Genomic DNA, 18,871 nt, shown 5'->3' with positions numbered 1-18,871 from the left:
CAGCTTGCATTCGGGCGCCGCGCACCGCGGCGCCCGCTATCCTCTTCTTTATCCCAGCACGCTGCCCAGTTGAAAGATAGGCAGATACATGGCGATCACCAAAGCGCCGACAATCCCGCCCACCACCAGCATCAACAACGGCTCCAGCGTTTGCGCCAGCGTATCGGCCAGCTCGTGCGTCTGCCGTTCATACCACTGCGCCAACTTATCCAGCAAGGCGTCCAGCGAACCGGACTCCTCGCCCACCCGCACCAGCTGCCGGCACAGCGGCGGAAACAGCGGTTGCAAACCCAGGGCCTGATGAAACGCTTCGCCTTCGGCGATCTGCCGTTGCACCTGCTCCAGCGCCTGCCGATACAGCGGATGATCCGCCGCCAGCGCCGCCGCGTTCAAGCCTTCCACCAGCGTCAGCCCCGCGCGTTGGGTCATGGTCAGGATACGAAATGTTTGGCTCAGCGCGCCGCCGCTCACCAGCCGGGCAATCAGCGGCAGGCGCAGCAAGGCGGCCTGTTCGCGTTGGCGCCACGGAGGGCGCGGATGCAGCCAGCGGCAGTAGCCGAACAGCAACGCGCCGAGCAGCAGCGCCAAATAGGGGCCAACGGCGATCAGCAGCGCGGACAACCCCAATAATCCTTGGGTAAACCAGGGCAGCGGCGCATCGAACGACTGATAAACCTTGGCAAATTCCGGCAGCACCATCACCAGCATCAGCACGCTGACCAGCAGCGCCACCGCGCAGATGAAGAGGGGATAACGCAGCGCTTTGGTCACCTTGCGGCGCAGCAGCAACTGGGCCTCCTGTTGTTGCGCCAGCTGCAGGCAGCAGCGATCGAGGTTGCCGGTCAGTTCGCCGATGGCGATCAGTTGGCGATAGATCAGTGGAAAAACGCTTGGTTGTGCGGCAAGGCTTTCGGAGAGCGGCTGCCCTTCGCGCACCTGGTCGGCCAGCTGGCGCAGCAGGCAGCGCCAGGCTGCCGAAGGATGCTCTGCCGCCAGAAGCTGCAGCGTATTGACCAGCGGCAGCCCGGCCTGCAACAGGGTAGCGAGCTGGCGGGTGAAGTGGATTAACGGTTCTCCGCGCCATTGGCCGGGCGTGACGCGTTTGCCGTGCCCGATCCGCCAAGGTTGCAGGCCTTGTTCGATCAGCAGCCGGCTCACCTGCCGTTTTTCATCGCTCATCAGTTCGCCGCGGCGTAAGGTGCCGTGAGCGTCGAAAGCCTGCCACAGAAACAACCGGCGCGCTTTCATGGCGTGGTTACGCCGGGCTGGACGACGTCGATCACGCGGTACAGTTCTTCCAGCGAGGTCGTGCCTTCGGCGGCCAGCGCCAGACCCGCCTGCAGCAGCGAAAGCTGCCCCTGTTCGCGGGCGATATCCGCCAGCAGGCTGGGAGCGGCGTTCGCCAGCAATGCCGCCTGAATTTCCGGCGTAATGGCCAACAGTTCATACACGCCGATGCGCCCATAATAGCCGCCGAAGCAGTGCTCGCAGCCGTCGGCGCGCCAGGCGAACAGCGGTTCCGGCCAGAGCGCGGTGGGAAAATGCGCCGGCTGGCTTTGCGGGTAGCGGCAGTGGCGACACAGCCTGCGCACCAGCCGCTGGGCGACGACCAGCTTCAGGCAGCCGGCGAGCAGGTAGCCGGGGATACCCATGTGCATCAGCCGCGTCAGGGTTTCAGCCGTGGAGTTGGTATGCAGCGTTGACAGCACCAGGTGGCCGGTTTGCGCGGCCTTGACCGCGATCTCGGCGGTTTCCGCATCGCGGATCTCGCCGATCATGATGACGTCCGGATCCTGGCGCAGCAGGGCACGCAGCACTCGGGTGAAGTTCAGCTCGGTTTTGGCGTTGATCTGGGTCTGATTGATGCCGAACAGCGGGATCTCGACCGGATCCTCGACGCTGCACAGGTTGCTTTGCGCATCATTCAACTGGCGCAGCCCGCTGTACAGCGTTACCGTCTTGCCGCTGCCGGTCGGGCCGGTCACCAGGATCAAACCTTGCGGGCAGGCCAACGCTGCCGCGTAGCGCGCCAGATCCGTCCGGCTCATGCCCAGTTGATCCAGCGGCAGCTCTTGCTGCTCGCCCTGCTGAACGCGCAGCACCACCTTTTCGCCGTGCAACGTCGGCAGGGTGGCGATGCGCATGGCATAGCGCGCGCTGTCCAACGTCAGGCTGAGCTGCCCGTCCTGAGGTTGACGGCGCTCGGCGATATCCAGTTGGCCGAGGATCTTCAGCCGGGCGATGAGGCGCGCAGCCAGCTGCGGCGGCGGTGAGGCAAGGGTTTGCAGCACGCCGTCGATGCGCAGGCGAATGCGAAAATGCTGCCGAAAGGGCTCAAAGTGAATGTCCGAGGCGCGGCGCTGAATGGCCAGGCGCAGCGTCTGGTTGATGAACTGTACCACCGGCGCATCGCCGTCGTCGGGGTAGGCGATGTCGGTCGTGTCCTCTTCGGCCGTCAACGGCGCCGGGAGCGGCTCGTGGAGCTGGTTCAGCGCCATCTCCAGCCTGGCCGCCGGCCATTGTTCCAAATGGATGCGCTTGCCGGTGGCGAAACGCAGTGCCGCCAGCAGCCCCTGCGGCGCTTCTTCGCTGAGCGCGACCGTCAGGGTGGTCGGGTCTTCGCTCAGCGCCAGCGCCTGATAGCGCCGGCACAGGGCGTGAACCTCTTCGCTGATTTGCGCGTTCATCGCCATTACTCCGCCGCGTTGTCGAAGCGGAAGACTTCCTGGCACACCTCAACCAGCGTCGCGTTTTCGCTGTTGCACAGCCGGCTCCAGCGGGTCAGCCCATCGGCGTTCGACTTGGGGGTTAATGCCACCGCCAGGCCCTGCAGCGTTTGGCTGCCGGTCAGCGTGATCACGCCTTTGACGACTTTCACCCCGCTGACATAGCGCGACGTGCCTCCGGTGGGAATGCCTTTGCTGCCGGCCTCGCAGCCGGCGGGCGCGCCTTCGTCCAGCACGCACAGCTCGACCGCCATTTTATACGGCGCCATGGTTTGCAGCATGTCGGTCATCGCTGCTTTCTGGATGTAGCGCTGGTAGGCGGGAATGCCGATGGCGCTGAGGATGGCGATGATGGCGATCACCACCATCAGTTCGATCAGGCTAAAGCCGCGTTGTGTTTCCATGCGTTGTTTCCTCCATAAGGGTGTGGAAAACAACGGTAGCGGTTTGCTCGGGGGCACGGCGAGGGGCGGTTACGCGTTTCTCGGCGCGCCTCCATCAGTAATGATGTGGTTTGCAGCGGAGGGAAAAACGGTGCGAGGGGCTTCGCAAACTGCGGTAACGCCCCCGGCAGCGACCGGGGGCGAGGGGATCATTTGAAGCGCATCGACAGATCGAGCGCGGTCACATGCTTGGTCAGCGCGCCGACCGAAATGTAATCCACGCCGGTCTCGGCGAAGGTGCGCAGCGTCTCGCGGGTGACGTTGCCGGACACTTCCAGCTGGGCGCGGCCCTGGGTTTGTGCGACCGCCTGACGCATCATCTCTACGCTGAAGTTGTCCAGCATGATGATGTCGGCGCCGGCATCCAGCGCCTGCTGCAGTTCATCGAGCGACTCGACTTCCACTTCCACCGGCACGTCGGCGTGCAGCCAGAAGGCTTTTTCCACCGCGTTCTTGATAGAACCGGAGGCGATGATGTGGTTTTCCTTGATCAGGAAGGCATCGGACAGCCCCAGCCGGTGGTTGCTGCCGCCCCCGCACAGCACGGCGTATTTCAGCGCGGTGCGCAGGCCGGGTAAGGTCTTGCGGGTATCGAGCAGGCGAGTCCGGGTGCCTTCCAGCAGGGCCACGTAGCGGCTGACCTCGGTCGCCACGCCGGAGAGCGTCTGCACGAAGTTCAGCGCGGTGCGCTCGCCGGTCAGCATCACCCGCGCCGGGCCGCGCAGCCGGCAGAGCGGTTGGTTCGGCGTCAGACGGTCGCCGTCCGCCACCAGCCACTCCACCTGCACCTGATTGCCCAGTTGAATAAAGACCTCATTCAGCCAGCGGCGGCCGCAGAACACGCCGGCTTCACGGGTGATGACGGTGGCTTCGGCCTGCTTGTCAGCCGGTAACAATTGCGCGGTAATATCGCGCCCGGCGTCGACTTCACCCCCCAGGTCTTCGCGCAGCGCCTGGGCGACGGCATAGGGAATATCACTTTCAATTCGTTCAAGAAGCTCGGTGCGGCGACTGTCGGCACTGTAGCGGCGTGTCGGCATGGAAAACTCCGAAATGGACGGTTAGATCGTAGGGGAACATGCTACTCTGTTGCAGGAATAAGTACCACCGCAGAGAGGTGTCTGATGCAGTTGGAAAATGGCTGGATTGTCGGGGCGACGCGAGTGCTCTCGCCGCACTGCGATCGGCGCCCGGATGACGAGCCGCCCTCGCTGCTGGTCATCCACAACATCAGCTTGCCGCCCGGCGAGTTCGGTGGCCCCTATATCGACCAGCTGTTCACCGGCACGCTCGACCCTGCGCAGCACCCTTATTTCGCCGATATCCATCAGCTGCGGGTGTCGGCGCATTGCCTGATTCGCCGCGGCGGAGAGATCGTGCAGTATGTGCCCTTCGACCAGCGCGCCTGGCACGCGGGCGTGTCCCTGTATCAGGGGCGCGATCGGTGCAACGATTTCTCCATCGGCATCGAGCTGGAAGGGACTGACCAGTTACCCTACACCGAAGCGCAATATCGCACGCTGCAGGCGGTCACCGTGCTGCTGGCCGAACATTATCCGCCGCTGGCGGCCAATATCGCCGGGCATTGCGATATCGCCCCCGGCCGCAAGACCGATCCCGGGCCGGCGTTCGATTGGGATCGCTATCTGGCATCTCTGGAACAACGCGGCGCGCCCGCCGACGCTATGCTTGAGACAAGAAAAAGGGAGAGGAATCGCTAATGACGCTGTTTACGCTGTTGCTGGTTTTGGCCTGGGAGCGCCTGTTCAAGCTGGGAGAACACTGGCAGCTGGATCATCGCCTCGAAGTGGTATTTCAGCGGCTGCATCGGGTTTCGCTGGCGCAGACGCTGGCGATGACCGCCGCCTGGATGGTGATCGTCTGGGGCGTTCTGTGGTTGTCGCACGGGCTGTTCTTCGGCGTGGTGACGCTGCTGCTGTGGATCGTCATCGATCTGCTGTGCGTCGGCGCCGGCATCAAGCGCAAACACTACCGCGCCTACCTGAAAGCGGCGCGGCAGGGGGATATCCACGCCAGCGATCAGATGGCGGAAGAGCTGGCGTTGATCCACGGCTTGCCGGTGGACTGCAGCGAAGAGCTGCGCCTGCGCGAGCTGCAAAACGCGCTGCTGTGGATTAACTTCCGTTATTACCTGGCGCCGCTGTTCTGGTTCGTGGTCTTTGGGCCGTACGGGCCGATCGCGCTGGCGGGGTATGCCTTCCTGCGCGCCTATCAAACCTGGCTGGCGCGCCACAATACGCCGCTGGAGCGTTCGCAATCGGGTATCGATCATCTGCTGAACTGGCTGGACTGGATCCCGGTGCGTTTGGCCGGGGTGGCTTACGCGCTGTTCGGCCACGGCGAGCGTGCGCTGCCGGCCTGGTTCGCCTCGCTGGGGGATCGGCATTCGTCGTCGTATCAGGTGCTGACGCGGCTGGCGCAGTTCTCGCTGGCGCGCGATCCGCATATGGATCCGGTGCAAACGCCGCGGGCGGCGGTGACGCTGGCTCGCAAGGTGACGATGATCATCGTGGTGGTGGTGGCGCTGTTGACCATTTACGGCACGCTGCTTTAAGCCGCAGAGAAAAAACGGGCGCCGAGGCGCCCGTTTTTTTGGCCATTCGGCCGGGATTACAGCTTGGCGAAGCAGCGACGCGCGGCGTCGATGGTGCGCTGAATGTCTTCCTTGCTGTGCGCCACGGACATGAAGCCCGCTTCGAAGGCGGACGGCGCCAGATACACCCCTTCTTCCAGCATCAGGTGGAAGAAGCGCTTGAAGCGTTCCACGTCGCACTGCATCACGTCCTGGTAGCAGGTGACCGCCGGTGCGTCGGTGAAGAACAGGCCGAACATGCCGCCGACGTTGTTGACCACCAGCGGAATATTCTCCTCCTGCGCCGCGTGCAGCATGCCAGCGGCCAGCATTTCGGTCAGTTCGGTCAACGTCTGGTGCACGCCGACCTGTGACACTTCGGTCAAACAAGCGTAGCCCGCCGCCATGGCGATCGGGTTGCCGGACAGGGTGCCGGCCTGGTACACCGGGCCGGTCGGCGCCAGCGCGTCCATCACGTCGCGGCGGCCGCCGAAGGCGCCCACCGGCATGCCGCCGCCGATGATTTTGCCGAGGCAGGTCAGATCAGGCTCGACGCCGTAATAGGATTGCGCGCCGGCCAGCGCGACGCGGAAGCCGGTCATCACTTCGTCGATGATCAAGAGCGCGCCGTACTTGTCGCACAGGGCGCGCAGGCCCGGCAGGAATTCCGGCAGCGGCGGCACGCAGTTCATGTTGCCGGCGACCGGCTCGACGATGATACAGGCGATTTCGGACGGGTACTGTTCGAAGGCGGCGCGCACCGAATCCAGATCGTTATAGGTGCAGGTCAGAGTGTGCTTGGCGAAGTCAGCCGGCACGCCCGGTGAGTTCGGCTGGCCGAGGGTCAGCGCGCCGGAGCCGGCTTTCACCAGCAGGCAGTCGGCGTGGCCGTGATAGCAGCCTTCGAACTTGATGATTTTATCGCGGTTGGTGTAGCCGCGCGCCAGGCGGATGGCGCTCATGGTGGCTTCGGTGCCCGAGTTCACCATACGCACCATATCCATCGTCGGCACCAGCTCAGTGACCAGCTGCGCCATTTTGACTTCCATCTCGGTCGGCGCGCCGAAGCTCAGGCCGCGCTGCGCCGCTTCGATCACTGCGTCGCGGATCGCCGGGTGGTTATGCCCCAGCACCATCGGCCCCCAGGAACCGACATAGTCGATATAGGCCTTGCCGTCGGCATCGAACAGGTAAGCCCCATCTGCCCGCTCGATAAACAGCGGCACACCGCCCACACCGGTGAATGCACGCACCGGAGAGTTTACCCCGCCGGGGATCAACTGTTGCGCCTGGGCGTACAGACTTTCGGACTTGCTGTGTAGGCTCATAAATCGGCTCCTGGATTCTCTTTTGAATGATTTGACCGCGCTATTCTAGAGGAGAGCGCCGCGTTATGAAACGATCACAGTCAGATACCATTAACGGCAGCGTCCGCCGCCAGGTTGGGGTAGAATTATCGCCCTGCCTATTTGTATTACAAATTACCTGACGAATCACTCGCGATGACAGAATCACAATCACAGCCCGTCGGGACGTTGAGCCCGCGTCTGCGCCGCAGCGATGCGGTGCGTCAGTTTATTCGCCGCGATAAAACCCCGGTGGCGATCCTGGTGATGGCCGCGCTGGTGGGGGCGCTGGCCGGTTTGCTCGGCGTGGCCTTCGATAAAGCGGTGGAGTGGGTGCAGCAGCAGCGGCTGGCTTCGCTGGCGCAGGTCGCCGACTCCTGGCTTCTGGTGTGGCCCCTGGCGTTTATCCTGTCCGCCGCGCTGGCGGCGCTGGGCTATTACCTGGTGCGGCGCTTTGCGCCTGAGGCGGGCGGCTCGGGCATTCCGGAAATCGAAGGCGCGCTGGAAGAGCTGCGGCCGGTACGCTGGTGGCGCGTGATCCCGGTGAAATTCATCGGTGGCATGGGCACGCTGGGGGCGGGCATGGTGCTGGGGCGCGAAGGGCCCACGGTGCAGATGGGCGGCAACGTCGGGCGTATGGTATTGGACGTGCTGCGCATTCGCGGCGCCGAGGCGCGTCATACGTTGCTGGCGACCGGGGCCGCCGCCGGGTTGTCCGCCGCGTTCAACGCGCCGCTGGCCGGCATCCTGTTCATCATCGAAGAGATGCGGCCGCAGTTCCGCTACAACCTGATCTCGATTAAAGCGGTGTTTATCGGCGTTATCATGTCGAGCGTGGTGTTCCAGCTGTTTAACGGCCAGGGGGCGGTGATCGCGGTCGACAAACTTTCTTCGGCGCCCATCAATACCCTGTGGCTTTATCTGGTGTTGGGGGCGATCTTCGGCGCGGTGGGCGTGGGGTTCAACGCACTGATCTTCCGCACCCAGGACATGTTCGCACGCCTGCACGGCGGCAGAATGCGCAATGTCTTGCTGATGGGCGGGCTGCTCGGCGGCGTGTGCGGCATTCTGGGGCTGATCCAGCCGGAGGCAGCGGGCGGCGGCTTTGGGCTGATCCCGATCGCCGCGGCGGGCAACTACAGCGTCGGTATGTTGATGTTTATCTTTATCACCCGCATCTTCACCACGCTGCTGTGTTTCGGTTCCGGCGCGCCGGGCGGCATCTTCGCGCCGATGCTGGCGTTGGGCACGCTGTTCGGCACCGCCTTCGGGCTGGCGGGGGCGCATCTGTTCCCGCAGTACGGCATCGAGGCGGGCACCTTCGCCATCGCCGGCATGGGGGCGCTGTTCGCCGCCACGGTGCGCGCCCCGCTGACCGGCATCGTGCTGGTGCTGGAAATGACCGACAACTACCAACTTATTTTACCGATGATCATCACCTGCCTCGGCGCCACGGTGGTAGCGCAGCTGCTCGGCGGCAAGCCGCTGTATTCGTCGATCCTGGCCCGCACGCTGCAAAAGCAGGAGGCGCAGCTGGCGCGGGAGGCGGCGCAGAAAACAAGTAAGGAAAATACAACAAATGCGGTGAATACTTGAACGCAACACTCAGGTATCGGATAATCGTTAATATTAATCAGGCAGCCATAGTCGCGATCTGATGCTGAACAATGTTGGGAGTAAAGAGTATGAGTGATCAAACGGCACTGCCCCTGCAATTTACCGAGGCAGCAGCAAACAAGGTGAAGTTCCTGATTGCTGACGAAGAAAACCCGAACCTGAAGTTGCGGGTTTATATTACCGGCGGCGGCTGCAGCGGATTCCAGTACGGCTTCACTTTTGACGACAAGGTCAACGATGGCGACATGACCATCGAGAAGCAGGGCGTGGCGCTGGTGGTCGATCCGATGAGCCTGCAGTACCTGGTCGGCGGTTCGGTGGACTACACCGAAGGGCTGGAAGGATCGCGCTTTGTGGTGACCAACCCGAATGCCAAAACCACCTGCGGTTGCGGTTCGTCGTTCAGCATCTGAGTTTGCCTGTCAGAACATAACCCGCTCGCCTTACGGCCGGCGGGTTTTTTTATGCCTACCATTCCACCAGGATCACTGCCGTGCCGTTCTCCTGCACCGGACGGCCGCGAGTGATGCGCGGCTGCTCAGCGTTCGAGAATAAAGGCGGGCAGCTTGAGATGCCAACGAATGGCCGCCAGTCGAATGGCCAGGGTGATGAGCATGCCCAGCATCATGGCCTGCTGCAGCGGCATGCCGAAGGTGTAAAACGCCGTGGCGTGCACGATGCCGCCGATGATACAGGCGGTGGCGTAAATTTCGGTGCGCAGGATCATCGGGATCTCGCGCGCCAGCACGTCGCGAATAATGCCGCCGCCGACGCCGGTGATCACCCCCATGCAGATCGCCACCAGCGGGCCGGTGCCGGCCGCGAAGGCCTTGTTGACGCCGATGCCGACGAACACCGCCAGCCCGACGGCGTCCAGCACCGGCAGCACCCACTTCGGCAGGCGGCGCGGCTGGCGCACCAGCAGCAGCGTCAAGACGCAGGTGATCATCGCCACCACCAGATCGGTGGGATCCTTGACCCAGAATACCGGGCCGTTGGCCAGCGCCATGTCGCGGATGGTGCCGCCGCCGACCGCGGTGACCACGCCCAATACCAGCACGCCGAACGGATCCATGCGCAGCTTGCCGGCCAGCAGCACGCCGGAGACGGCGAACACCGCCGTGCCGAGAATATCCAGCCAGAACACCAGCATCAGCGGATCTCCGCCAGCTGGCGGCACAGCTGCTGCGCCGCCAACAGCAGGCGCGGCCCGCCGCGATTGAACCAGTCTTCGTTCAGCGCGATCACCGGCACCTGCAGCTGCGGCGCCCAGAAGGCTTTCACATTGGCGGCCTCTTTCGCGCCGCCGGTGATGACGATGGCCTGCGGCTGACGCGCCAGTACCTGCTCGCGGCTGATCTGCGGCCAAGGGGTGCGGCTGTCGGCGAAGACGTTCTGCCCGCCGCACAGCGCCAGCACCTGGCTTTGCAGCGTGGCGCCGGAGCTGGTGAACAGCGGCTGGGTGCCGAACTGCAGCAACACGCGGCGTGGCACGTTAGTGGCGTACTGTTGCTTGAGAGCGGCGAACTGGCGGCGAAGGCCTTCTGCGGCCTGATGCGCCTGGTCCGGGTGCGGGCTGTAGCGCGCCAGCTTGTCCAGCAAGCCGGCGATCCCTTCGAGATTGTCGGCGTCCGCATAGAAGATTGGGATGCCGAACGCGGCGAGCTGATCCAAGGCGCGTTGCGGATTGCCGCCGCGCCAGGCGAGGATCAGATCCGGCTTGAGCGCCAGCACCCGCTCCAGATTGATGCCCTGCCAGGAGGCCACCTGCTCCAGCCTGGCGGCCTGCGGCGGGTAATCGGAATAAGCGCTCGCCGCCACCAGCACATCGCCCATGCCGGCGGCATAGGCGAGTTCGGTGGCGTTGGGCGCCAGGCTGATCACCCGCTGCGCGGCGCCGGCCGGCAGAGCCAGCCAGAGCGCCAACAGGCAGAACATCGAGGTGAAGCGCAGTCTCACATCAACCGCGCTTGGCCAGGGTTTGCAGCATGGCGTTGACCATCAGCGTGGACTGCTTGGCCGCTACCACCAGGAACTCGTCAAAGCTCATGTGCGATTCGCTGTCGGCGACGTCGGAAATGGCGCGCACCACCACGAACGGCGTGCCGAACAGATGGCAGACGTGGGCGATCGCCGCGGCTTCCATTTCCACGGCGGCGACGCGCGGGAAGGTGGCGCGGATGCGCGCCAGCGGTTCGGCGCCGTTGATGAAGGCGTCACCGCTGCAGATCAGGCCGCGCACCGCGTGCAGATCCAGCTGTTTGATGCAGCTTTCCGCCAGCGCGATCAGCGCGTCGTCGGCGACGAACGCCGCCGGGCAGCCGGCCATCTGGCCCGGCTCGTAGCCGAAGGCGGTGACGTCGGCGTCGTGGTAGCGCACTTCTTCCGACACCACGATATCGCCCACGCACAGCGTGCTGGCCAGGCCGCCGGCGGAGCCGGTATTGATCACCACGTCGGGGCTGCAGTGCTCCAGCAGCAGGGTGGTGCCCATGGCCGCAGAGACTTTGCCGATGCCGGATTTCAGCAGGGCCACGTCAACGCCGCCGATCTGGCCGGTGTAGATTTCGCAGCCCGCGCGCTGGATGGTTTGACGGTTTTCGATTTGATCGCGCAGCAGGGTGACTTCCTGCTCCATTGCGCCGATGATGCCTACTTTCATAAATAACACTCGCTGATTGGCCGTGAGAATTGCGGCATAGTCTATCATGGCTGTGTAAGAGAGATAATGCGTTGCATCCGCTGCCGGGAATTGTTATCACGGGGGCAGGGCGCAACGGCGGAGAAACAGATGTCCGGGATCGACTTCAAGCAAAAAATCAGCTTCCAACGGCCTTTCAGCAAACCGATCGAGGCCGAGGAAGAGTACGACATCGTGCGGCAGTTCGAGAGCGATCGCGGGCGCATCGTCAACTCGGCGGCCATTCGCCGTCTGCAGCAAAAAACTCAGGTATTTCCGCTGGAGCGCAACGCGGCGGTGCGCAGCCGCCTGACGCACTCGATGGAGGTGCAGCAGGTCGGGCGCCATATCGCCAAAGAGATCCTCAACCGCTTCAAACAGGCGGGGAAGATCGACGAGCTCGGCCTGACCCGGCTGCTCGATCCGTTTGAAAGCATCGTGGAAATGGCCTGCCTGATGCACGACATCGGCAATCCGCCGTTCGGTCACTTCGGCGAATCGGCGATCAATGACTGGTTTGCCCAGCGGCTCGATCCCGCCAGCTGCGGCAGCGAGCCGGGCAGCCACGATCGCTGCCAGGTGGCGACGCTGCGCCTGCATGAAGGGGAGAGCGATCTGAACCGGCTGCGCAGCCGGATCCGTCAGGATCTCAGCCACTTCGAGGGCAACGCCCAGGCGATCCGCATGGTGTACAGCCTGTTGAAACTCAACCTGACCTACGCGCAGGTCGGCTGCATTTTGAAATACACCCGCCCGGCCTACTGGGCGAGCGACATCCCCGTCAGCCACAGTTACCTGATGAAAAAGCCCGGCTACTATCTGGCGGAAGAGGCCTTCGTCGATCGGCTGCGGCGTGAGCTGCATATGGGCGAGTTCGACCGTTTCCCGCTGACTTACATTATGGAGGCCGCCGACGATATTTCGTACTGCGTGGCCGATCTGGAAGACGCGGTGGAGAAGAGCATTTTCACCGTCGAGCAGCTGTATCAGCACCTGATTCAGGAGTGGGGCGAGGTGGCGCCGGGCGATCTGTTCGACAAGACCGTCGCCAGCGCGTTTCGCAAGATCGATCGCGGCGGCGCGCGGCGCAGCGCGGAAGATCAGTTCTTCATGTATCTGCGGGTGTTTACCGTGGCGCGGCTGGTGCCGCACGCGGCGCAGCGCTTTATCGACAATCTGGACGCGGTTTATCAGGGCAGCTTCAATCAGGCGCTGCTGGAGGATTCCAGCCCGGCCTATCGGCTGCTGAAAATATTTAAAAATGTGGCGTTCAAGCATGTGTTCAACCACCCGGAGGTCGAGCAGCTCGAGCTGCAAGGCTACCGGGTGATCAGCGGCCTGCTGGACATTTACAGCCCGCTGTTGGCGATGTCGCTGGCGGACTTCAGCCTGCTGGTGCGTGAGGACAGCCACCGCGCTTACCCGATCGAAACGCGCCTGTTCCACAAGCTGTCCACCAAGCATCGGCTGGCGTATGCGGAGGCGGTAGAAGGGCTGCAGCATTTATCGCCGGAGCAGCAAGCCATTCGGGAATATTATTTCCGCGCGCGTTTATTGCAGGACTATATCAGCGGAATGACCGACCTTTATGCCTATGATGAATATCGTCGATTAATGGCGGCGGAATAATTAAGCTGAGGAATAATTATCAGCAATTCCAACCGGTTGGCTGTCTTGATTTTTGTAAAGACGGACAATATTTGTTTACTATTGCCAATCATCTGTGCCGGAACTTCAGGCTATTAATTAACTCTGAATAAGCACGCAAGACGGCCATTCTTTTTTGAACGACTTTATAAGAGACACACAGATGAAAAAAACCGCATTAGTTCTGAGCGCATTGGCATTCAGCATCGGCATGGTGATGGGCCCGGTGACGGCCAGCGCCGCTGAAACCGCCTCTTCCAGCACCCAGCAGTTGCCGAGCCTGGCGCCGATGCTGGAAAAGGTAATGCCTTCCGTGGTGAGCATTAACGTTGAGGGCAGCACCACGGTCAATACGCCGCGCATGCCGCAGCAGTTCCAACAGTTCTTCGGTGAAGATTCGCCGTTCTGCCAGGACGGTTCGCCGTTCCAGGGCTCGCCGATGTGTCAGGGCGGTGAACAGCCTGGGCCGGATGGCCAGCCGCAGGGTACGCAGCAGAAATTCCAGGCGCTGGGCGCCGGGGTGGTTATCGATGCCGCCAAGGGCTATGTGGTGACCAACAATCACGTGGTGGACAACGCCAACAAGATCCAGGTACAGCTGAGCGACGGCCGCCGTTTCGACGCCAAAGTGATCGGCAAGGATCCGCGTTCCGACATCGCCCTGATCCAGCTGAAAGACTTCAAGAACCTGACGGCGATCAAGATGGCGGACTCCGATCAGCTGCGCGTCGGCGATTACACCGTGGCGATCGGCAACCCGTACGGGCTGGGCGAAACCGCCACCTCAGGCATCGTGTCCGCCCTGGGGCGCAGCGGCCTGAACATCGAAAACTACGAAAACTTTATCCAGACCGATGCGGCAATCAACCGCGGCAACTCCGGCGGCGCGCTGGTTAACCTGAACGGCGAGCTGATCGGCATCAACACCGCGATCCTGGCGCCGGACGGTGGCAACATCGGCATCGGCTTCGCCATTCCGAGCAATATGGTGAAAAACCTGACGGCGCAAATGGTCGAGTATGGCCAGGTGAAACGCGGTGAGCTCGGCATCATGGGCACCGAGCTGAACTCGGAGCTGGCCAAGGCGATGAAGGTCGACGCGCAGCGCGGCGCTTTCGTCAGCCAGGTAATGCCGAAATCTTCCGCCGCGAAGGCGGGCATCAAGGCCGGCGACGTGATCGTCACCATGAACGGCAAGGCCATCTCCAGCTTCGCCTCGTTCCGGGCGGAGATCGGCACGCTGCCGGTCGGCAGCAAAATGTCGCTGGGCATTATCCGCGACGGCAAACCGGTGACCATTGACGTCACGCTGGAGCAAAGCGCGCAGACCCAGGTGGCCTCGGGCAATATCTACACCGGCATTGAAGGCGCCGAGCTGAGCAATGCCCAGGTCGGCAACGTGAAAGGCGTCAAGGTCGACAGCGTGAAAGCCGGCAGCGCCGCCGCGCGCATCGGCCTGAAAAAGGGCGACGTGATCCTGGGCGTGAACCAACAGCCGATCCAGAACCTGGGCGAGCTGCGTAAAATCCTCGACAGCAAACCGTCGGTGCTGGCGTTGAATATTCAGCGCGGCGATAGCCAACTGTACCTGCTGGCGCAGTGATAAACGTCAGGCGCTAAAAGCAACAAAGGCACGCTATGGCGTGCCTTTTTGCATTATGGCCTGAGGATTCAGGCCGGTTGCGCCAGATGCGCGCGCGCCGCGTGGATCACCAGTTCAATCTCATCCAACAGCTCCAGCCACTCCGGCTCCAGTTCGTCGTTGGTGATGCCCTGGCGCAGCTGCCGCTCGAGGTAGAAACACAGCTGCTTGAGGCGCGGCACGCCGCTGTAGCTGCAGCTGCCGTGCAGCTTATGGACCAGGTCGAGGATCTCGTCGTCGTGTTGCCCCTCGAGCAGCGCCTGCACCCGTTCGCGCACCTGCGGCAGGAAATCGAGCAGCATTTGCAGCAGATCGCGCGCCAGATCCGGCTTATTGGCCGCCTGGCGCAGCGCCAGCGGCCAGTCGAGCGACAGCGGGGCATCGTCGGCGACGGCGCTTTCCATTTCGCCACTGTGATAGCGCGACAGCACGCGGGTCAGCATTTTCTCGTCGATCGGCTTGGCCAGGTAGTCGTCCATCCCCGCCTGCAGCAGATGCTCGCGTTCGCCGCTGGCGGCATGGGCAGTGACGGCGACGATCGGCGTGGAGTTGTGGTGCGGCAGTTGGCGGATCAGTTCGCTGGCGTGAATGCCGTCCATCTTCGGCATTTGAATGTCCATCAGGATCAGATCCAGCACGTTGTTGCGCGCCAGCGCCAGCGCCTCCTCACCGCTCTCGCACAGCAGCGTTTTTTCCACCTGTTCGCCCAGCAGCGTGCCGATCAGCTTCAGGTTGGCCGGGTTGTCGTCGACCGCCATCACCGTCAGCGGCAGACGTTTACGCTCAGGCGGGGCGGCGAGCCGATCGGGCGTCTCCATTCTCAGCAGAGGGAACAGACGCGTGCTGGTGATCGGCTTGATCAGGCAGCCGAGCGCGCCTTGTTGTTTAAGCAGCTCGGCATCGATCTGCGCCTGGCACGGCAGCGCCAGAATGACCCTATCGGCCAGTTTCAGCGAGGCCAGCAATTTGTCCTGATGCTGCGCCATGTTGTCGCGGAACGGGATCGGCACGCCGGCCAGCAGGAAGTCATAGTGGCCTGGCGGCAGCTGGCCCAGCGTCGGCGAGTGGGTGATCACCAGCTGCGTGACGCTGAGCATGTTGAGCGTCGCCTGCGCCGCCGTCGGGTTGGACTCGATATAGGCCAGCGTTTTGCCGTTCAGATCCGGCAGACTCGGCGCCAGCGACAGCATGCCCTCATTCAGATCCAGCGTGATATGGAACCAGAAGGTCGAGCCGCGGTTCAACTGGCTGTGGAAGCAGATATCGCCCCCCATCTCTTTCACCAGCTTTTGCGTGATCACCAGCCCCAGCCCGGTGCCGCCGTGGCGGCGGGAGATGCTGGCGTCCGCCTGGCGGAATGCCTGGAACAGCTGCGACTGCTGGCGTTCGGAGATGCCGATGCCGGTATCGTGGATCTGCACTTCCACTTCCACCCGGCGATCCAGCTGTTTGCGCAGCTCCACGCGAATGTCGATATTGCCGGTTTCGGTGAATTTGATGGCGTTGCCCAGCAGGTTGGTGATGATTTGCTGCAGGCGCAGCGAGTCGCCGATCACCTGCTCCGGCACGTCGTTGTGCACATCCAGCGTCAGCTCCAGGCCCTTGTCGTGGGCGCTGGGCGCCAGCAGCACCACCACTTCGTCCAGCGTTTCACGCAGGGCGAACGGAATATGCTCCAGCACCAGCTTGCCGGCCTCCAGCTTGGAGAAGTCCAGCACGTCGTTGATGATGGTCAGCAGGTTGTTGGCCGAGCGCTCGATGGTCTGCAAATAGTCGGTCTGGGTTGCGCTCAGATCGGTTTTCAGCATCTGGCGGGTGAAGCCGATCACGCCGTTGAGCGGAGTACGCAGCTCATGCGACATGTTGGCCAGAAATTCGGACTTGATGCGCGCCGCCTCCTGCGCACGTTTTTTCGCCAGATCCAGTTCGACGTTCTGGATCTCCATCTGCTCCAGCGTTTCGCGCAGGTCTGACGTGGCCTGATCGATGTTCTGCTGCATCTCTTCGTGATAGGCAGTGAGCGACATCGCCATCGAGTTGATGCCGTTTTTCAGCATGTGCAGCTCGCCGAGCATGTAGCCTTCCACGCGGCTGTCGAGCTGGCCGCGGCGGATGCGGTCGACGGTGTTCACCATATTGCGGATCGGGCCGGTCACGTCGCGCATCAGCCGATAAGCGAACAGGATGGCGATACACATGCACAGCAGCAACAGCAGGGTAGAGACAAAGACCTCTTTATATTGCTGCAGCCGCACCGACTGCAGATCCAGCTCGATCGCCACATAGCCCAGGTTGTTGTCGGGATGGCTGCCGCCGTCGGCGGTTTCATCCGGATACTGGCTTTCCGACAGGATCGGCGTGCGCAGGATCAGCGAATCGCCGCGTCGGGTGAGCATCAGATCGGTGGGCAACGGCACGCCTTTCGGCAGCTGCAGCTGAGCGAAGTTGTGATGATAATTGGAGGTGACGAACAAATTGTTCTGCGCATCGAACACGGTGATCGAACGCACGATGTCCGAATGGCGGCGGTGCAACAGGCTGACCAACTGCCTGACCGATTCGCGGCTGCGGAACGTCATGCCGTACTCGCTGGCCACCGCCAGCGGCTCGATGATGCTGGCGCCGGCGTCGACCAGTTGTTCCTGCAGCTCGTTATAGCGGTGCACCACGAAGAAGGTGCTGAGCAGCAAACCAATCAGCAAGGTCGGTGCCAGAATCAGGATCATCATGCGCGCACGCAGGCTGTATTTGGTCATGGGATTCCAATGTGGGAGAATTGACAGCTGACACTAGCTTAATGAACCAGCACACAATCGACAAATATGGCGCAATTCTACTCTCCCAAACGCCGCGTGACGACCCGGCAGAGCTCACAAATCTTCACCGTGACGGTGAGCGATCTCGATCCTTTCGGCCAGGGCGTGGCGCGCCACGACGGCAAAGCGGTGTTCGTGCCGGGCGTCTTGCCGGGCGAGCAGGCGGAAATCCAACTGACCGAAGACAAGCGTCAGTTCGCCAAAGGCAAGCTCAAACGCCTGCTGAGCCGCAGCCCGCAGCGGGTAGAACCGCGCTGCCCGCATTTCGGCGTATGCGGCGGCTGCCAGCAGCAACATGCGGATGAGGCGCTGCAACAGCAGAGCAAGGCGGCGGCGCTGGTGCGCATGATCGCCCGCGAAACCGGAGTAACCCCGCAACAGGAACCGGTGATCGCCGGCCCGGAATACGGCTATCGCCGCCGCGCCCGCCTGAGCCTGGCATGGCAGCCGAAGCAGCAGCGCCTGATGATGGGCTTTCGCCAGGCGGCCTCCAGCGAGCTGGTGGCGGTGGAGCACTGCCCGGTGCTGTGGCCGGAGCTGGAGCAGCTGCTGGCGCCGGTGCGCGCCTGCCTGAGCGGGCTGCAGGCGGTGCGGCGGCTGGGGCATGTGGAGCTGGTGCTGGCGGATAACGGCCCGCTGCTGGTGCTGCGTCATCTCGACGCGCTGAAAGAGGCGGATCGGCAGGCGCTGTTGGCGTTTGGCGAGCGGGAAAAGGTCGCCGTTTATCTGGCGCCGGACAGCGAACGGGTGGAAAAACTGTGCGGTGAAACGCCGTATTATCAGGTTGACGGGCTACGCTTAGACTTCAGTCCGCGCGACTTTATTCAGGTCAATGACGTCGTAAACCAACAAATGGTGGCGCAGGCCCTTGAATGGCTCGACATTCAACCCAATGATCGGGTGCTGGACCTGTTCTGCGGCATGGGTAATTTCACCCTGCCGCTGGCGCGCCGCGCCGCCGCGGTGGTGGGCATCGAAGGTGTTGCCACGCTGGTAGCGAATGGGCAATATAATGCACATAAGAATAAGCTGAATAATGCGTCGTTCTTCCATGAGAATCTGGAGGACAACGTTGCGCGGCAACCTTGGGCAGCACAAGGGTTTGATAAGGTGATGCTGGATCCCGCCCGCGCCGGTGCGGCCGGGGTGATGTCACACATTGTAAAACTGGCGCCGGCGCGGGTGGTGTATGTTTCCTGTAACCCCACCACGCTGGCTCGCGACAGCAACGTGCTGTTGAACGCCGGTTATCGTCTTGCGCGCGTGCGGATGTTGGATATGTTTCCGCACACGGGGCATCTTGAATCAATGGCGCTGTTTATCAACGAGCGTGCGCCAGAGGTCGCTGCAAAGTAGGGAGA

Annotated in this window: 16 protein-coding genes; 7 read left to right on the top strand and 9 right to left on the bottom strand. The window is 62.7% G+C overall.

Annotated elements, in window-relative coordinates:
• Positions 1–48 precede the first annotated feature (48 nt).
• The 4 genes from hofC to nadC all read right to left on the bottom strand — a co-directional run bounded on the left by hofC (position 49) and on the right by nadC (position 4,209).
• The gene (gene hofC, locus ACJ8QF_RS18495) at positions 49–1,248 is read right to left on the bottom strand and encodes a protein transport protein HofC (RefSeq protein ID WP_442537746.1); all 1,200 of its coding nucleotides are present in this window, start codon (positions 1,246–1,248) and stop codon (positions 49–51) included.
• Positions 1,245–2,687 (bottom strand): type II secretion system protein GspE, encoded by a 1,443-nt coding sequence (gene gspE / locus ACJ8QF_RS18490; RefSeq protein ID WP_325962686.1) that lies wholly within the window; start codon positions 2,685–2,687, stop codon positions 1,245–1,247. Before gspE ends, hofC begins: the two co-directional genes overlap by 4 nt.
• A 5-nt stretch (positions 2,688–2,692) precedes the next feature.
• The gene (ppdD, locus tag ACJ8QF_RS18485; RefSeq protein ID WP_442537745.1) at positions 2,693–3,130 is read right to left on the bottom strand and encodes a prepilin peptidase-dependent pilin; all 438 of its coding nucleotides are present in this window, start codon (positions 3,128–3,130) and stop codon (positions 2,693–2,695) included.
• A 188-nt stretch (positions 3,131–3,318) separates the two neighbouring features.
• Positions 3,319–4,209 (bottom strand): carboxylating nicotinate-nucleotide diphosphorylase, encoded by an 891-nt coding sequence (nadC, locus tag ACJ8QF_RS18480; RefSeq protein WP_004932717.1) that lies wholly within the window; start codon positions 4,207–4,209, stop codon positions 3,319–3,321.
• Positions 4,210–4,293: 84 nt separating this feature from the next.
• Here nadC and ampD point away from each other — a divergent pair, with 84 nt between their 5' ends.
• Complete coding sequence (ampD, locus tag ACJ8QF_RS18475) at positions 4,294–4,890, top strand: 1,6-anhydro-N-acetylmuramyl-L-alanine amidase AmpD (RefSeq protein WP_049188029.1); 597 nt, start codon at positions 4,294–4,296, stop codon at positions 4,888–4,890.
• Positions 4,890–5,744, top strand: a complete 855-nt coding sequence (gene ampE / locus ACJ8QF_RS18470) for a beta-lactamase regulator AmpE (RefSeq protein ID WP_004932714.1) — start codon at positions 4,890–4,892, stop codon at positions 5,742–5,744. Before ampD ends, ampE begins: the two co-directional genes overlap by 1 nt.
• A 56-nt stretch (positions 5,745–5,800) precedes the next feature.
• Here ampE and hemL read toward each other — a convergent pair whose 3' ends face one another.
• Positions 5,801–7,090, bottom strand: a complete 1,290-nt coding sequence (gene hemL / locus ACJ8QF_RS18465; RefSeq protein ID WP_325962687.1) for a glutamate-1-semialdehyde 2,1-aminomutase — start codon at positions 7,088–7,090, stop codon at positions 5,801–5,803.
• Positions 7,091–7,264: 174 nt separating this feature from the next.
• On the opposite strand from hemL, the gene clcA reads away from it, so the two are divergent.
• Both clcA and erpA read left to right on the top strand, forming a co-directional pair.
• On the top strand, positions 7,265–8,704 hold the full coding sequence (gene clcA, locus ACJ8QF_RS18460; RefSeq protein WP_033634217.1) for a H(+)/Cl(-) exchange transporter ClcA: 1,440 nt from the start codon (positions 7,265–7,267) through the stop codon (positions 8,702–8,704).
• An 89-nt stretch (positions 8,705–8,793) separates the two neighbouring features.
• Positions 8,794–9,138, top strand: coding sequence for an iron-sulfur cluster insertion protein ErpA (erpA, locus tag ACJ8QF_RS18455; RefSeq protein ID WP_004932708.1), 345 nt, complete (start codon positions 8,794–8,796; stop codon positions 9,136–9,138).
• A 125-nt stretch (positions 9,139–9,263) separates the two neighbouring features.
• On the opposite strand, the gene ACJ8QF_RS18450 is transcribed toward erpA, so the two are convergent.
• Genes ACJ8QF_RS18450 through mtnN form a run of 3 tightly spaced genes read right to left on the bottom strand, consistent with a single transcriptional unit; the run spans position 9,264 to position 11,387 of the window.
• Positions 9,264–9,878 carry a TRIC cation channel family protein gene (locus tag ACJ8QF_RS18450; protein ID WP_019455092.1) on the bottom strand — a complete coding sequence of 205 codons (615 nt, stop codon included), beginning with the start codon at positions 9,876–9,878 and terminating at the stop codon, positions 9,264–9,266.
• On the bottom strand, positions 9,878–10,663 hold the full coding sequence (gene btuF / locus ACJ8QF_RS18445; protein ID WP_004932705.1) for a vitamin B12 ABC transporter substrate-binding protein BtuF: 786 nt from the start codon (positions 10,661–10,663) through the stop codon (positions 9,878–9,880). The genes ACJ8QF_RS18450 and btuF overlap by 1 nt, the downstream gene beginning before the upstream one ends.
• A 22-nt stretch (positions 10,664–10,685) precedes the next feature.
• A complete protein-coding gene (mtnN, locus tag ACJ8QF_RS18440) occupies positions 10,686–11,387 on the bottom strand; it encodes a 5'-methylthioadenosine/S-adenosylhomocysteine nucleosidase (RefSeq protein ID WP_325962688.1) in 702 nt (233 codons plus the stop codon).
• Between the two features lie 129 nt (positions 11,388–11,516).
• Between mtnN and dgt the strand changes: the two genes are divergently transcribed.
• The gene (gene dgt, locus ACJ8QF_RS18435; RefSeq protein ID WP_004932699.1) at positions 11,517–13,034 is read left to right on the top strand and encodes a dGTPase; all 1,518 of its coding nucleotides are present in this window, start codon (positions 11,517–11,519) and stop codon (positions 13,032–13,034) included.
• Between the two features lie 181 nt (positions 13,035–13,215).
• A complete protein-coding gene (degP, locus tag ACJ8QF_RS18430) occupies positions 13,216–14,655 on the top strand; it encodes a serine endoprotease DegP (RefSeq protein WP_325962689.1) in 1,440 nt (479 codons plus the stop codon).
• 68 nt (positions 14,656–14,723) lie between these two features.
• Here the strand turns inward: degP and barA are convergent, their stop codons facing one another.
• Complete coding sequence (barA, locus tag ACJ8QF_RS18425) at positions 14,724–17,450, bottom strand: two-component sensor histidine kinase BarA (RefSeq protein WP_004932693.1); 2,727 nt, start codon at positions 17,448–17,450, stop codon at positions 14,724–14,726.
• A 66-nt stretch (positions 17,451–17,516) separates the two neighbouring features.
• On the opposite strand from barA, the gene rlmD reads away from it, so the two are divergent.
• Positions 17,517–18,866, top strand: coding sequence for a 23S rRNA (uracil(1939)-C(5))-methyltransferase RlmD (rlmD, locus tag ACJ8QF_RS18420; RefSeq protein ID WP_442537744.1), 1,350 nt, complete (start codon positions 17,517–17,519; stop codon positions 18,864–18,866).
• Positions 18,867–18,871: the final 5 nt, after the last annotated feature.

This window comes from Serratia sp. CY81684 (genome assembly GCF_052166595.1).
GTDB classification, from domain to species: domain Bacteria; phylum Pseudomonadota; class Gammaproteobacteria; order Enterobacterales; family Enterobacteriaceae; genus Serratia; species Serratia nematodiphila.
Note: the sequence above shows the minus strand (reverse complement) of the source record. Positions and strands in the feature narration are given on the sequence as shown.

Excerpts from the sequence above, each read along its gene's own strand:
- dgt (WP_004932699.1), top strand. The coding sequence starts at position 11,517 with ATGTCCGGGATCGACTTCAAGCAAAAAATCAGCTTCCAACGGCCTTTC.
- degP (WP_325962689.1), top strand. The coding sequence starts at position 13,216 with ATGAAAAAAACCGCATTAGTTCTGAGCGCATTGGCATTCAGCATCGGC.
- btuF (WP_004932705.1), bottom strand. The coding sequence starts at position 10,663 with ATGTTCTGCCTGTTGGCGCTCTGGCTGGCTCTGCCGGCCGGCGCCGCG.
- hofC (WP_442537746.1), bottom strand. The coding sequence starts at position 1,248 with ATGAAAGCGCGCCGGTTGTTTCTGTGGCAGGCTTTCGACGCTCACGGC.
- mtnN (WP_325962688.1), bottom strand. The coding sequence starts at position 11,387 with ATGAAAGTAGGCATCATCGGCGCAATGGAGCAGGAAGTCACCCTGCTG.
- ACJ8QF_RS18450 (WP_019455092.1), bottom strand. The coding sequence starts at position 9,878 with ATGCTGGTGTTCTGGCTGGATATTCTCGGCACGGCGGTGTTCGCCGTC.
- ampD (WP_049188029.1), top strand. The coding sequence starts at position 4,294 with ATGCAGTTGGAAAATGGCTGGATTGTCGGGGCGACGCGAGTGCTCTCG.
- gspE (WP_325962686.1), bottom strand. The coding sequence starts at position 2,687 with ATGAACGCGCAAATCAGCGAAGAGGTTCACGCCCTGTGCCGGCGCTAT.
- nadC (WP_004932717.1), bottom strand. The coding sequence starts at position 4,209 with ATGCCGACACGCCGCTACAGTGCCGACAGTCGCCGCACCGAGCTTCTT.
- ppdD (WP_442537745.1), bottom strand. The coding sequence starts at position 3,130 with ATGGAAACACAACGCGGCTTTAGCCTGATCGAACTGATGGTGGTGATC.
- hemL (WP_325962687.1), bottom strand. The coding sequence starts at position 7,090 with ATGAGCCTACACAGCAAGTCCGAAAGTCTGTACGCCCAGGCGCAACAG.
- barA (WP_004932693.1), bottom strand. The coding sequence starts at position 17,450 with ATGACCAAATACAGCCTGCGTGCGCGCATGATGATCCTGATTCTGGCA.
- rlmD (WP_442537744.1), top strand. The coding sequence starts at position 17,517 with ATGGCGCAATTCTACTCTCCCAAACGCCGCGTGACGACCCGGCAGAGC.
- erpA (WP_004932708.1), top strand. The coding sequence starts at position 8,794 with ATGAGTGATCAAACGGCACTGCCCCTGCAATTTACCGAGGCAGCAGCA.
- ampE (WP_004932714.1), top strand. The coding sequence starts at position 4,890 with ATGACGCTGTTTACGCTGTTGCTGGTTTTGGCCTGGGAGCGCCTGTTC.
- clcA (WP_033634217.1), top strand. The coding sequence starts at position 7,265 with ATGACAGAATCACAATCACAGCCCGTCGGGACGTTGAGCCCGCGTCTG.